This window comes from Croceicoccus sp. YJ47 (assembly GCF_016745095.1).
Classification (GTDB): domain Bacteria; phylum Pseudomonadota; class Alphaproteobacteria; order Sphingomonadales; family Sphingomonadaceae; genus Croceicoccus.
On record NZ_CP067087.1, the window covers coordinates 1,614,993 to 1,628,828 of the forward strand.

Consider the following 13,836-nt stretch of genomic DNA (forward strand, 5'->3'; position numbering starts at 1 on the left):
ACGACATCACCCCGTGATGGGGCGTCTGGGAACGATGGAGTTAATTGACGCGGGGAGGCCGCCAGAAATCATCCAGGCGCTGGACGATCAGGGGCTGGGCGTAGTGGAACGTCACGGGACTGGCGAGTCCGACGTGGCGGTAGGCGGCAGGCGCCGGGGTGGGGTGGTACAGGCTACCCAATTGGCATTGGGTGGTCATCTTGCAGGCAGAATGGCCGTGGCCGTCGGGGTGGGACGGGGCCTGGGGTGAAGCCTGGAGAGAGGCCTGAGAAGAGGCCTGGGCCATCGTGGCGCAATCGGGCATGTCGGCCATCGGGGCGCAGTCGGGATCGTCCGCCATCGCGGCCGGCATCGGCATGGCGTAGGCGCCCGCCAGCCCGCTGGCTGCCATCCCGGTCAGGGGCAGCATCAGGCACAGCAACACGACGAAAAGCCGACGCAGGAAATTCATGCGCGCCAGTATATCGGTTCCCACATGGGAAGGTTGCGGGCTCCGGGTTCCTTGAACGACCCGGGAAATCCCTGACGCTGCCCGCGTTGCCGTAATTGCCAGCGCCCCGCTAGAATATTTTTATGAAGTATGTAGGTATTGCATAACAATACCTTAACGATTCTAGCCGGAAGGAAGTCATGCAAGCAGCGCAATACGCCGCCCTGGATGGGTTGGCGCTGGCAGAGATGCTGGCCAACAAGGAAGTGAGTTCGGCGCAGTTGATGGAATGCGCCCTGCAATTGGCAGAGGAACGCGGCGCACCCTTGCGCGCGCTGGTACATCTGCGGCCCGAGCAGGCCCGCCAGGAGGCTGCCCACTGGCAGGCGCGGGGGCCGTTTGGCGGCATTCCCTTTCTATTGAAGGATCTGGGCCTGGCCAGCCGGCGGTTTCCGTCCAACCTGGGCTCGCGGCTGTTTGCCGATATCGAATACGCGTACGACGCGACGCTGGCCGAACGCTTCGACGCCGCCGGCTTGATTCCCTTTGGCCGCAGCACGGTGTCCGAACTGTGCATGGGGCCGTCCACCGAATCGAGCGTGCACGGCGGCCCCACGATCAACCCGCGCGCCAACGACCGTTCGACGGGCGGTTCCAGCGGCGGCGCCGCGGCAGCCGTGGCGGCCGGCATCGTGCCGGTGGCCCATGGCAGCGACGGCGGCGGTTCGATCCGCATTCCGGCCGCCTGCAACGGCGTCTTCGGCTTGAAGCCCAGCCGCGGCGTGCCCATGGGGCCGTCGCGCGGCGAGGGCTGGGGCGGCATGGCGTGCGACGGCGTCATCACGCGCAGCGTGCGTGATACCGCCGCGGCGCTGGACGCGATCAGCGGCTATGCCTCGGGTGCGCCGTATGCCGCGCCGCCCTTACCGGGTTCGTATCTGGATGCGGTGCGCGAGCAGGGGGCAGGGCGCTTGCGCATTGCCGTCTGGCGCGACGCCTTCAACGGCATTCCCATCGCCGATCCCTGCCGCCAGGCGCTGGAAGACACCGCGCGGTTGTGCCGCGAACTGGGCCACGAGGTGGTCGATGGCCCGCTGCCCGATTTCGATTACGGCGCCTTCGTGCGCGCCTATGGCACGGTGCTGGCCACCAACATCGTGCTGGCGGTGGACGCGCGGCTGGCCGTGCTGGGCCGCGCCTTGCGCGATGACGACCTGGAACCCGTGATCCGCGACGGCCTGGACATCGGCCGGGGCATCGCCGCCACGCAATACGTGGATGCCATCCAGCGCTTCCATGCCATCGGCCGGGCCTTGAGCCAGGCCATGCAGGGAGTGGACCTGGTGCTGTCGCCCACTCTTACGCAATTGCCGGCGCGCCTGGGTGAACTGGCGCTGACGGGCGGCTTCTGGGCGTTTCGCGAAACGGTTTCGCGCTACGCCACCTTCCTGGCCTTCGTCAATGCGTCGGGGCGGCCGGCGGCGAGCTTGCCGGTGGCGGCCACGCCCGACGGCGTGCCGCTGGCGTGCCAACTGATCGGGCATTTCGGCCGCGAAGACCAGATTCTGCGGCTGGCGGCCCAGATCGAGCGGGCCGCGCCCTGGCAAGCGCATGCCGTGACGTTGCCAGGCCGTTGATTCAACGGCGGCTGATCGGTTGGCGGCTGGCGCAGCCGCCGTCGACCCAGCCGTTCGCGCAGTTCACCATCATCAAGGGGAAAACAATGAAACGATTCTTGCGCGTCTGCACGGCCCTGGCCCTGGGCTGCGGCATGGCGCTGGTTCAAACCCAGACCCAAGCTCAGACAGAAGGAGCGCGACAGTGAGCAAGGTGGACCTTTGGCAGGATGCGACGGCCCAGGCCGAACTCGTGCGCTCGGGAGAGATAAGCCGGACCGAACTGCTGGAGGCGACGATCGCTCATGTCCAAGCTGTGAACCCAGAGATCAATGCCGTCATCATCCCGCTCTTTGAGAAGGCGCGGCGTGAGAGCGAGTTGGCCTCCGGGCCCTTCGCTGGCGTGCCCTATCTTCTGAAGGACCTCACCGTCGTGAGCCAAGGCGATATCAACACGTCCAGCATCAAAGGCATGAAAGAGTCCGGCTACAGAGCCGACCACGATGCCTATTTCGTGCAGCGGATGCGCGCGGCGGGGTTCGTTTTGCTCGGCAAAACAAATACACCGGAGATGGGCACGCAGGTAACGACGGAGCCCGAAGCGTGGGGCGCCACTCGGAACCCTTGGAACCTCGGACGGTCGGTTGGCGGATCCAGCGGCGGCTCAGGGGCTGCGGTAGCCGCGGCTCTGTCACCGGTTGCGCACGGCAATGACTCGGCAGGTTCCGTGCGCATACCTGCCAGCGTCTGCGGCGTCGTCGGCCTCAAGCCGACGCGTGGGCGGATATCCCCAGGCCCCTTGGTCACTGATTCAGACAACGTCGCAGGAACCGCCCATGAAGGCCTCTTTGCGCGAAGCGTGCGGGACATCGCGGCGTTACTGGACGTCGTCAGCGGCCATCGGCCGGGCGACACGTTCTGCGCACCGACAGCGTCACGGCCCTACGCCCAGAGCATAAGCGAGAATCCGGGCAGTCTCCGCGTGGGGGTCCTGACCCACAACCCCGTTGGCGACTTCGCTCTGGATCCGGAATGCGCCGCGGCGGCACGGGGCGCCGCTGCGGCGCTTGCCGCGCTCGGCCATGACGTGAACGACGCCTACCCAGAGGCGCTCGGCGATCGGTCCTTCCTCAAGGACTACTTGACGATTTGCGACGTCGCGATCGCGCGAGAGATCGAACGCAACGGAGAACTGATCGGCCGTACCGCTGACGGAGGATGACGTTGAGTGGACCAGTTGGGAAATGGTCAAACGCGCAGACCAAGTCACGGGGCGCGCCTTCGCCGCGTGCGTGGACGAGCTTCGATACTACGCTGGGAAGGTGGAGCGTTGGTGGGAGGCGGGTTGGGACCTCCTGATCTTGCCGACAGTAACGCGTCAGACGCCGGAAATTGGGGAACTCATGCCCGCCAAGGGAACCGACTTGGAAGGGCGTCACACCGCCCTTATCTCGGGCAGTCTGCGGATGCTGGCCTTCACCGTTCCCTTCAACGTTTCGGGGCAGCTATCTCCCTCCCCATCGGCATGTCTAGCGATGGGATGCCGATTGGGGTGCAGATCGTCGCGGCCTATGGACGCGAGGACCTCCTCCTTCAGGTGGCCGCGCAGTTGGAAGGGGCGCTGCCATGGGTCGCTCGGCGGCCCCAATTGCTGAACCCGTCGCGGAAGATCCCAGCGGCCTGATGCTTGCGGGAGATGGGGTCCTACTGACAGATACGGGCCGGGCCCAGGTTTCGTCCCCAACTGGCACCCCACACCGCCTTAGTGAAGGTCCGCCTCGGGGACGCCCCACAGCCGGATTGAGGCCACTCTTTTCTGTGCTGGAACCCCGGCCTGTCGTCGCCTGCTTGTGAGCTCGCACCACGGTCGAGCTTAGCATCAGGTACTGAGTGTCTCAATCCTTCGTCAGTTCGTCGATCAGACGCTCCCACACCCGCCGCCCACCGACTGAAGAGCTTGCCGTATTCCACTTGCCGTACCGCTCGAGCATGCGCTTACCAGATCGAGCCGGTCGTGGGGCTCTTCCAGTCGACGGCAGGCAAGAGGGCTCTGTTGCAAAAATCGTGAAGCTTGAGCATGCTTGGCGGAGATTGGACGGACGGAACGATGACGGATTTCAAGTGGCGCCATTTCCAGGGTGATGTGATCCTGTGGGCGGTGCGCTGGTATTGTCGCTATCCGATCAGCTATCGCGACCTTGAGGAAATGCTGGCGGAACGCGGCATTTCGGTCGACCATACGACGATCTATCGCTGGGTCCAGTGCTACGCCCCGGAGATGGAGAAGCGGCTGCGCTGGTTCTGGCGGCGTGGCTTTGATCCGAGCTGGCGCCTGGATGAAACCTACGTCAAGGTGCGGGGCAAGTGGACCTACCTGTACCGGGCAGTCGACAAGCGGGGCGACACGATCGATTTCTACCTGTCGCCGACCCGCAGCGCCAAGGCAGCGAAGCGGTTCCTGGGCAAGGCCCTGCGAGGCCTGAAGCACTGGGAAAAGCCTGCCACGCTCAATACCGACAAAGCGCCGAGCTATGGTGCAGCGATCACCGAATTGAAGCGCGAAGGAAAGCTGGACCGGGAGACGGCCCACCGGCAGGTGAAGTATCTCAATAACGTGATCGAGGCCGATCACGGAAAGCTCAAGATACTGATCAAGCCGGTGCGCGGTTTCAAATCGATCCCCACGGCCTATGCCACGATCAAGGGATTCGAAGTCATGCGAGCCCTGCGCAAAGGACAGGCTCGCCCCTGGTGCCTGCAGCCCGGCATCAGGGGCGAGGTGCGCCTTGTGGAGAGAGCTTTTGGCATTGGGCCCTCGGCGCTGACGGAGGCCATGGGCATGCTCAACCACCATTTCGCAGCAGCCGCCTGATCGGCGCAGAGCGACAGCCTACCTCTGACTGCCGCCAATCTTTGCAACAGAGCCGAATTTTGCGCCTGAGTTTTGCAACGCGCATTCTGCACCGCCGCTCAGGCTGCGATTTTGCCGAAATCTATCCGGCTGTCCAGATCGAGATCGAACCGGCCGTAGGGATTGACGTGAGCGTAGATGAGCGGTGTGAGGCCGCGATAATCTTCCGGTGCCATACGACCGTGCCAGGCTGGCTCGGCAAGCACCGTTTGCAGCATGCGCGTGTTCACATAGACGAGCGAAGCCTGAAGAAGGTATAGCGCCAATGCCGAAACCTCCTGCTCATCAATGCGGTTGGTCGCCATTTCACCACCCTTGCCGAAGAAGACGAAGCCGTTGGCGCTGTTCCAGTTTTCGACGACGTTGAGCCCTTCATGGATTTCTCGGCGGAAGGCTTCCTGCCGCAGGTAACGGCATAGAAAGATCGTCTTGACCGCACGGCCGAGTTCGCTCAACGCCTTGTAGGTTGGGTGCATCACTTCCGCCCGCGCAAAGCGGCGCAGGATCGCCTCCGGATCGGCCGTGCGCGTCTGCATGGCAGCGGCATATTTGACCATTTCGTCATATTGCTGCTCGATTTCCTCCCAGTTGATCGGGTTGGAAAGGATCGGAAGCAGGTTCGGCAAACTTGCCCGGAAGCTCGCATCCGGTAGTGCCAGCTTCTGCCGGGCAATCGCCTTCAGGCGTGGGGCGAGTTCAAAGCCGAGCAAGCGGCAGAAGGCGAAACCAACGGCGCTCTGGCCGTGGCTATCGACATATTGGCGCTGGATTTCTAGATCGGTGCAATGGCGAAGAACCCCTTCGATCATCGATGCAACTTCCGACGACGAGCACCGCTTGAGTTGGGAATAGACACAGGTGGCACGCTTTTCGACATGCCAGTAGATCATGACACCGCGCCCGCCATAGCGAGCATGCCACTCGGTCATCAGGTTGCGATCCCAAGCCCCGAACTTCGTGGAATCCGATGCGCAGGCCGTTCCGGCGTCACCCCAGACCGCTGCATTGCGAATTGCAAGCGTGGCATTGGCAACCCGAGCGCAGGCTTCCCGCAAAGCGCCCGCGTGAATGAAGCGGCGATGCACATGAAGAAGTTCCTCATAGCTGGCATCGGTGGTGGCACCGGCCACCCGCTTCAGCCCGGCATTGGTGCCGAGGCCATAGAGGCAAAGAAGCAGTCGTTGATCCAGAACAGGCTTGGAAAGGGCGACACGGGAGGCCGAGGTTTCGAACGCATCGAGAAACCCGGTGTCGAGCGCCGCTTCCTTCAAAACATCCAGTAGGCCCGTCATCGGCCAGCGCTGTCCAATCTCCGATTTGATGGCGGACAGCCCCTTCGGTTCCGGCGCTGGCTTGGACGGCGTGATCGATATCCGGTTTTCGCCGCGCCAGAGGATGCGCACTTTCTCGTTTCGCGGGATTGTTTCGTTGAGGAGCAGCAGTTCGGATTCCAGCTCCTTGCAAATCGAGCCCACGAACTCGCGGGCATTTTGCGTCAGGTTCAGCCGGGAATAATAGGAAGAACGCCGAACCGCAAAATCCTTCGGCAGATCATCATCGGGATTGCGGTAGCGGTCCGCGCCGACAACCCAGATTTCCTTGGACCGGATGCATTCCCGCAATTGGGTCAGGACGCAGAGTTCATAGCTGATGCGGTTGATGCGACCATTTCCATCGATGACCGAACTGCGCCACTTTTCCGGGATCACACCGTCTATCGGCACATCCTTCTGCGGCACGAACCGGCACCCATCATCCAGCTTCGCCCTGATCCAGTCGAGGGCGGACAAAACCGGTCGCCAAACCGCATTGTTCGACCGGAACTCCAGCACGGACAGCAGGCTTGGTAGCATCCGGCGATAATGATTGGCCCATGAATTGCGCATGACTGCATAGATGCGGCGGTCAAGCGCACCCTTGGCACTGCTTTCCTTGATGATCGCCGCCAGCTTTTCCTTGCCGACAACCGGAAAGATGACATCGCAGATGCGACCGTCCGGATCGTCAATCGATGCGGTGGCAATGTCGACAAGCAGCCGTTCCTTGCCATAGACCCGTTCGACATCCTTGGCGATGTCGCCCACCACTTTCCGTTTCGACCGTGTTGCGATCTTGTGCACCGTTTCCACGAGCAGTTCGACCATTGCATCGGTCATCGCCGTTTCACGCGCCATCAGATACACCGCATAAAGCGCGAGCTGGCGCGTCTGCGTGTGGCGGCGCATCTCCGACGCCTTTTCGCCGGAAACGCGGCGGACAACATGCTCGATCCACGCCGGGTTGATCGCTGAAAGCATATTCCGTGGGAGTTTCAGGCTCCGGATGAACGCAAGCCGAGCGGTCACCTCCAGAATGTTGTCGAGCGTTGCTCGCCCCGCGTCTGCTTTCATCGCATTGAAGCCTGTCGGCCCTTCCGCGTCAGCCAGGGAGCTTTCCATCGCTGCAACAGTCCCAGGCGGAAGCGCTGCGCTCACCTCATGAAGCCAGCCGTCGAGATATTGTTGCCGCTGCGAACGAACAAGCCGTTCAAGCTCCTTGGCAGACGGACCGTAGATTTTGCGATCCCGGCACCAGAGGAACACCGCCTCAAGCATGGCGCTGACGGATTGTCCGGACGGGCAAAGCTCGCCGATAATCCAATAAGAAAGCGCTTCGCGGTCCTGTCGCGTCATGCGGCCAAAGCCGAGATACTGCAAAATCTCGGCGCAATGCCGACGGGCTGTTCTCCCGCCGAAATCATAGCTGGACAGTTCGTCGGCTGGGACGCCGATCTGCTCGGCCAGATATTCGGCAGCTTCGTTCGGGATCAATGTGCCATCGTCAGCGAAGAAACCGCGAGCGCTGAAAAACTTCAACTGCGAGGCTAAGCCGAGCCTCGTCGCGGCCGGTTTGGAATTGATGAAATCAATGTCGGCGAAGCTCAGGCTCCATTGAGCGACAATGTCCGAACTCGAAATACCCGTACTCATAAACCCACATTCTCCAAGTAAGTCGCTGATTTCGCTGTCGTAATCGTGATATTTCGCATATAAATCATGGCGTTGACGGCTGCGAGGGGCGCGTTTCATGGATCACCTGGAGGGTGCGGGCTTGGCGCGGGGAGATCGGGTTGATTTCGACCGCCGTGTGCGTCTGGAGTTCCGTGGTGCGCAGATCAGTTCAGACGGTGGCCTGCTGGTGATGCGCGAGCTTGATGACGTGCTCGGCCTGTCCAATCTGGCGTCGGAGGCGCTGCGAGACAGCCGCACCGGGAAGAACACGCTCCATCGGCTTGACGGATTGTTCCGGCAATCGGTGTTCGGACGACTGGCCGGATACGAGGATGTGAACGATGCCGACCGCTTGGCCCTCGATCCCGTGATGCGTCAGGTCGTTGGCGGCAGGGCCGTCGAGGCGCAAGCTGCTTCGGCATCGCAGATGGGACGGTTCGAGACCGAGACGCTGGCTCTGGCCGCGAACCGGGCGGCGCTGGCCGATCTGAACGGCCAATGGATCGACCGGTTTCATGACCGCAACGGGTTGAAATACATCGTGCTGGACATGGACAGCTCGGTCAGCCCCACCCACGGCGATCAGGAAGGTGCTGCCTGGAACGGGCATTTCGACTGCACCTGCTATCACCCCATCTTCTTGTTCAACCAGTTTGGCATGCTGGAGCGCTGCGCCCTGCGTAACGGCAATGTCCACAGCGCCGATGGCTGGCGGGATGTCCTTGATCCCGTCATTGCCCGATATGCTGGCCGCGACCTTGGTGGACGCTTCTTCCGGGCCGACGCTGCCTACGCGATCCCCGCGATCTATATGCGGCTGGAAGAAGCCAGGTTCTTCTACGCCATCCGTCTGCCCGCCAACGCCGTCTTGCGCGAGAAGATCGCGCATCGGCTGACACGGCCCGTGGGACGGCCTTCGCTGACCAAGGTCAAACGGTTCTTCGAGGACTTCGAGTATCAGGCGGCGTCCTGGGACAAGCCGCGCCGCGTCATCGCCAAGATCGAATGGCATCCGGGCGAGCTGTTCCCCAAAGTCGGCTTCATCGTCACCAACCTGCCGATGGAGCCAGACTGGGTGGTGAGGTTCTACAACCAGCGCGGCACCGCAGAGCAGCACATCAAGGAAGGCAAATATGCCTTTCGCTGGACGCGGCTGTCATGCCGGAAGTTCCGGCACAACGAGGTGCGGCTGCAACTGCACGCGCTGGCCTACAACCTGGCAACCTTCCTGCGCTGCATCGAACTGCCCGAGGCCATGGCGGACTGGTCGTTGACCAGCCTGCAACTCAAGCTGATCAAGATCGGCGCCCGCGTCGTCCGCCACGCCCGCGCCATTACCTTCCAGTTGGCCGAGGTCGCCGTCACCGGCCCGATGGTGCGGGCCGTCCTTGCCGCCATCCGCCGTCTTCGAACGCCTCCGTCATGCGCATGACCACGATCCATGCCCAAGCTGAACGAAAGCGGCAGGACAGGTCCGTCTGCCGCGCGGAAAAGCGGCTCTGCCGGGCCAGAATGCTGCGGGTTCGAGGCTTGATCCACCCGACTTCGGCCGTTTGCGCGACGACAGACACCGCTCGGGGCGAAAAACGCTTGCCCAGCGAGCAAAATCAGGCGATCTTGAAGTCAAGCGGCAGGCCACTTGGGGAATGTCGGCTAGAGCGTTTCCGGTTTTCACGGAAACGCGGAAACGCTCTAAGTTTTTGTTTTCGCCGCATTTTTGTAATGCCAAGAGATCCCACTTGTCTACAAAATGCTCTATCTCCGTGCTCGGGGACTTACATGCGCAATCCATACAGTGAAATTTTCCAGGCGCCTGGCGCCAAGGCGTTTTCCGCGGCGGGCTTCCTGGCCCGCATGCCGCTTTCGATGATCACGCTGGGCATCGTGACGATGTTGTCCGAGACGCATGGTGAGTACTGGCTCGCGGGCGCCGTTGCAGCCACGTTCGCATTGGCGAGCGGCCTGATCGCACCGCAGGTATCGCGGCTCGTCGATCGCCATGGTCAGCGCCGCGTGCTTGTGCCGGCAACGTTCGTCGCGGTGTCGGCCCTGATCAGCCTGATGCTGGCAACCCATTTGAGAGCACCGAACTGGACGCTGTTCGCCTTTGCAGTGCTCAGCGGCGCCATGCCGAGCTTCAGTTCTTTCGTGCGGGCACGCTGGACTGAGCTCTATCGCGGCAGCGCGAAGCTGCACACAGCCTTTGGAGGGTCGGCAGGGATTCATACGAAAAACAGCCGAAATTCACCTAGTGAATTGAAATTCAATGGATTTTTACCACGCTGCTGCAAGGCGCGAGGAGGTGGCTCTCCCCTTCTTGGACTGAAGACTTATCAGGACGTTTGCTCGATTGCGGTTACAACGTCAGCCGCAAAATAGCTAACACCTCGGCGAGGAAGGCCCAAAGGTGGACGGGAAATAGAAAGTGGCTGCTGGGCCAGCCAAGCCTTGAACTGTGCCTGTAGTGTGGAAGGCATGTCTTCCAGATAGACGATTCCCCCACTCAGTGGCTTACCAAGGCTGTCTACCGGTCGCCAGATAGGGATGACGCAGTCTTGCCAGCGGATAGTATCCACCTTAGTCAGGATCATCTCTGCACATAGCTCACAAGCCGACTCAGCTTGGTCGACCAGAGCATCCACGGCATCGTTCAAGGCTGCCGGCGCATGGTAGGCCACCGCCAGCTTCCCATGCTTCTCCTTGATGTCTTGCCAGTGAAATTCCCCATGCTGCTCCTCCGGGATAAGTGCGGCCACCTTGGCGCATAGGGTGGCGATGACTGGCAACCATGCCTCTGGGACATTGCCGTCGATGCCTTTCCTGCCTGCAAATTGCCAGCCGTGATGGCGGTAGATGTCATCTTTCTGCATGCGGCATCACTCCAGAATCTTGGTGCTGAAATCCAGTGGGGAGGTTTCGCGGTTAAAGTCCAATGTGTAATCACCGAAGCGGTTGATGTGCGCCGTGCGATAGGGCGACAAGCCGCTCAACACCTCCGGGCTCAAGTCCATTCCTTCGCGCTTCAACTCTGTAAGTACCCGTGTCATGTGCTCGACGTTGTGCAGGATCAGCATGTTGGCCACCAAGTGGCTGTACTTGGCGATCTTGCGCTGTTCGTGCTGGATGTTTTCCGCGATGATCCCTTCGCCACCAAAGAACACCCATTTGACGAAGGCGTTAAATTCCTCGCTCTTGTTGGTGGCGGCATTGATCGTCTTGCGCAGCTCGACATCACCAATATAGCGGAGCAGAAAGATGGTTCGTACAGCCTTGCCCAGCTCGCGAAACGCGAAGTACAGCTTGTTCTTGCGGCTGTAGGTGCCCAGACGGCGAAGAATGGTGGAGGCCGTGATCTTCCCCAACTTAATCGATACCGCCACCCGCATCATGTCGGGCAAATGGGTTTCGATGAGCTTCCAGTCGATATTGCCTCCAAACAGCGAGTCGATGTTCTTGTAATGCGCCCCAAGCTCAGGCCGGAAAAACGTCAAATCCTTGATGTTGCGGATGCGCGGCATCAACTTGATGCCCAGCAGATGGGCCAGGGCAAATATCGGATAGCTCTGCGCCTGGGTGTCACCATGTACGGTATCGGGCTGGATGTCCGAGGCGTTGGCCATCAGGCCATCCAGGATATAGACACCTTCGTGCACGCCGCACGAAATGAAATGGCAGAACAACGCGATGTATTTGTCCGAAACGTGGTAATAACCAATCCCGCCATACCCACCGTAGCGGATATGGTATTCGGAGAGCAGGTTCTGTTCGTAGACACTCCATTTGGTCCCGTCCGCCGAGGCGCTTTTCCCGCTACCCCAGTAACCGGGCAGTTCAAATTGGTTGTACGCGTTGATCACCTTGACGACCGCCTTGTCTAGCAGCTCTTCCGTGACGTACTTGAGGTTGAGCCAGGCAACCTGACGCCGGTTAAAGCTCTTGATGGACTTGGCGGTCTGCGTGGGCCCCAGATTGCAGCCGTAGCAGAATAGCGTCGTGATAAAACGCATCAGCAGATCGTCGAGCCGGCTCTCGGTGCCAGCAAGCGGCCGGAAGTCCTGGTGCAGGCTGAGCCACCGTTCGGTGTCGATAAGCGCATCGACAATGCTGAGATTGGCCAGGCGATCGGTAATCGTCTGATCCAGTTGCTGGATGACGCTCGATACCTCAACGCGCTGCCCCTTCTTGAGGACCAGACGGCCGTCTACGATGTCGGCGTGGGCATTCTCCGGGAAACCACGGTCAACTTCTTCGGCCAAGTTGCTCAGTTCGTTCTTGATGGCGGCAATGAATGCGTTTGCATCGGTGGACAATCCCGTAACCTGACCATACGCCTCCAGCTCTTGGGAAAACGTCTCCTCATCGATCAGTTGTTCCCGGTAGTCATCGTAACGCTCACCGTCGCGGATGCACAGGTCACCCGACTTCAATTCGTCCTTGACCTGCAGCAGGATGGCCAGTTCCAGGTATTTGCGATTGAGCTTTTCCGGCGCGTCCTTTCCCTTTGCTTTGACCAGCACCAACTTGCGCCATTGCGCGGACAACCAATCCAGATCGGATTCCGGGTGAATGCCGAAGGCGGCGGTATCGATCACCTCCAACCGGTTGGAACGAAGCGACATGAGCGTGGCGATCATGCGCTCCATGGTCTGATCCAGACTGGTGGCATGCAGCGCCATGATTTCCAGGCAGTTCAGCAGCAAGGCGCGTATGGCCCGATAGGGCTGGATCAGGAACGGCAGGTAGTTCTTGCCGGCATACGCCATGTGCTCTTCACATTCGGCCAGCAACGATACCAGGTCCGTGATCAGAACATTCTCGATAGCGTCCACTCGCTGCGTGTCGGTTCCTTCCAGGCTGTAGGCCTGCAAAATCTCCTTCAGTTGGCCAATCAGCATGTCGGCCCGCTTACTGTGCTCGAGCTGGTAGGCGATCAGTTTTTGCTGCGCGTGGTTTTCCAGGTTCTGGATCAACCGGATGAACAGGTCGGCAGCGTCATCCAAGGTCTTGCTGTACTGGGCGCGTACGAAAATAACGGCCAGCGCATAGCGTTTTATCGGCTTGAGTTCGGTGACTTCTGCGGCATTCATGGCTCGGGCCATGGCACGGAAATAACGGAGCTTGGGAACCGGGATGGTGATAACGGGCAACTGCTCGGCCAGGTGCTGCAGCTGGCGAATATGTTGGAGGTACTGACGTACTTCCTTGTTGGTGGGTTTCTTGGGTTCCCGTTTGAGTGCCTGCCAGCCGCTATGCGTGGCGCCGGTCGGCACCTTGAGCATGTCGTCGATTAGTGTTTTTGCAGTGGGAGCAAGCAGATCGGCAATGCCCGTGTAATACTTGTTATTGACCTGCTCCCGCGCTTGCTGAGCCATCCGTTCCATCGTTGTGAAGCCCGGTAGTTCATACCGATGGTGGACCAGCTCTTCGAGCATGATATTGATGATGTCCGGGACGTCATTCTTGGTCTCGGCCGCATCTTCTGCAATGGAGCGAAGCCAGGTTCTACCCGTGTCGTCCAGCACCCGCACGTTGAGGAATTGCCTCAACAACCCCATATGGGCACGTTTTGCCCCCGAATCGTCGTACCGATCCAGTTGCTCCGCTGGTGGCAATTTCAGGTAGCCTGCCGCGCGGGCAACATGGTTTTTGATGGTGTCGGGCACCTCGGTTAGGCGGGTGAAATAGCCCAACCGCTGGAACAGTTTGAGGTGAAGCAGGACGGCAAGACGAGATGCCGGCCGCTGGATGGCATCGAAAACGAAGGCCAATTCGTTCTCAGTCGGGGTATAAACCTCCCGTAGCTCCTTGGGAGTCGGGTCGGCCTTGAGCCTTGGATAAGCGGTTTCGTGCAGTGTCGTCATACGGGCTCGAGAAAACGCAAATACAAAG

Annotated in this window: 9 protein-coding genes and 1 pseudogene; 6 read left to right on the top strand and 4 right to left on the bottom strand. The window is 60.6% G+C overall.

All coding sequences use genetic code 11. From position 1 onward, the window contains the following. Positions 1–40: 40 nt before the first annotated feature. Complete coding sequence (locus JD971_RS07930) at positions 41–451, bottom strand: hypothetical protein (protein ID WP_175217155.1); 411 nt, start codon at positions 449–451, stop codon at positions 41–43. Positions 452–630: 179 nt separating this feature from the next. On the opposite strand from JD971_RS07930, the gene JD971_RS07935 reads away from it, so the two are divergent. The 4 genes and pseudogenes from JD971_RS07935 (at position 631) to JD971_RS07950 (ending at position 4,918) form a co-directional block, all read left to right on the top strand. After that, complete coding sequence (locus JD971_RS07935) at positions 631–2,067, top strand: amidase (protein WP_202087127.1); 1,437 nt, start codon at positions 631–633, stop codon at positions 2,065–2,067. Further along, positions 2,064–2,255, top strand: coding sequence for a hypothetical protein (locus JD971_RS07940; RefSeq protein WP_202087128.1), 192 nt, complete (start codon positions 2,064–2,066; stop codon positions 2,253–2,255). Before JD971_RS07935 ends, JD971_RS07940 begins: the two co-directional genes overlap by 4 nt. Beyond that, positions 2,252–3,730 (top strand): annotated as a pseudogene (nylA, locus tag JD971_RS07945) (6-aminohexanoate-cyclic-dimer hydrolase). The gene JD971_RS07940 and the pseudogene nylA overlap by 4 nt, the downstream one beginning before the upstream one ends. A gap of 423 nt (positions 3,731–4,153) precedes the next feature. After that, the gene (locus JD971_RS07950; protein WP_001389365.1) at positions 4,154–4,918 is read left to right on the top strand and encodes an IS6-like element IS6100 family transposase; all 765 of its coding nucleotides are present in this window, start codon (positions 4,154–4,156) and stop codon (positions 4,916–4,918) included. 98 nt (positions 4,919–5,016) lie between these two features. On the opposite strand, the gene JD971_RS07955 is transcribed toward JD971_RS07950, so the two are convergent. Further along, a complete protein-coding gene (locus JD971_RS07955) occupies positions 5,017–8,025 on the bottom strand; it encodes a Tn3 family transposase (protein WP_236672347.1) in 3,009 nt (1,002 codons plus the stop codon). Between JD971_RS07955 and JD971_RS07960 the strand changes: the two genes are divergently transcribed. Both JD971_RS07960 and JD971_RS07965 read left to right on the top strand, forming a co-directional pair. Beyond that, on the top strand, positions 8,024–9,379 hold the full coding sequence (locus JD971_RS07960) for an IS1380-like element ISPme1 family transposase (protein WP_012112698.1): 1,356 nt from the start codon (positions 8,024–8,026) through the stop codon (positions 9,377–9,379). The two genes, JD971_RS07955 and JD971_RS07960, sit on opposite strands and share 2 nt — an antisense overlap. Before the next feature lie 347 nt (positions 9,380–9,726). Then, on the top strand, positions 9,727–10,326 hold the full coding sequence (locus JD971_RS07965) for an MFS transporter (RefSeq protein ID WP_202087129.1): 600 nt from the start codon (positions 9,727–9,729) through the stop codon (positions 10,324–10,326). Here JD971_RS07965 and JD971_RS07970 read toward each other — a convergent pair. Both JD971_RS07970 and JD971_RS07975 read right to left on the bottom strand, forming a co-directional pair. Further along, positions 10,281–10,817, bottom strand: coding sequence for a hypothetical protein (locus JD971_RS07970; protein WP_202087130.1), 537 nt, complete (start codon positions 10,815–10,817; stop codon positions 10,281–10,283). The two genes, JD971_RS07965 and JD971_RS07970, sit on opposite strands and share 46 nt — an antisense overlap. 6 nt (positions 10,818–10,823) lie before the next feature. Then, complete coding sequence (locus JD971_RS07975) at positions 10,824–13,808, bottom strand: Tn3 family transposase (RefSeq protein WP_202087131.1); 2,985 nt, start codon at positions 13,806–13,808, stop codon at positions 10,824–10,826. Positions 13,809–13,836 lie beyond the last annotated feature (28 nt).

Bases quoted from the DNA above. Each gene is read 5' to 3' on its own strand.
- JD971_RS07950 (WP_001389365.1), top strand. From the start codon at position 4,154: ATGACGGATTTCAAGTGGCGCCATTTCCAGGGTGATGTGATCCTGTGG.
- JD971_RS07975 (WP_202087131.1), bottom strand. From the start codon at position 13,808: ATGACGACACTGCACGAAACCGCTTATCCAAGGCTCAAGGCCGACCCG.
- JD971_RS07965 (WP_202087129.1), top strand. From the start codon at position 9,727: ATGCGCAATCCATACAGTGAAATTTTCCAGGCGCCTGGCGCCAAGGCG.
- JD971_RS07970 (WP_202087130.1), bottom strand. From the start codon at position 10,817: ATGCAGAAAGATGACATCTACCGCCATCACGGCTGGCAATTTGCAGGC.
- JD971_RS07960 (WP_012112698.1), top strand. From the start codon at position 8,024: ATGGATCACCTGGAGGGTGCGGGCTTGGCGCGGGGAGATCGGGTTGAT.
- JD971_RS07930 (WP_175217155.1), bottom strand. From the start codon at position 451: ATGAATTTCCTGCGTCGGCTTTTCGTCGTGTTGCTGTGCCTGATGCTG.
- JD971_RS07955 (WP_236672347.1), bottom strand. From the start codon at position 8,025: ATGAAACGCGCCCCTCGCAGCCGTCAACGCCATGATTTATATGCGAAA.
- JD971_RS07935 (WP_202087127.1), top strand. From the start codon at position 631: ATGCAAGCAGCGCAATACGCCGCCCTGGATGGGTTGGCGCTGGCAGAG.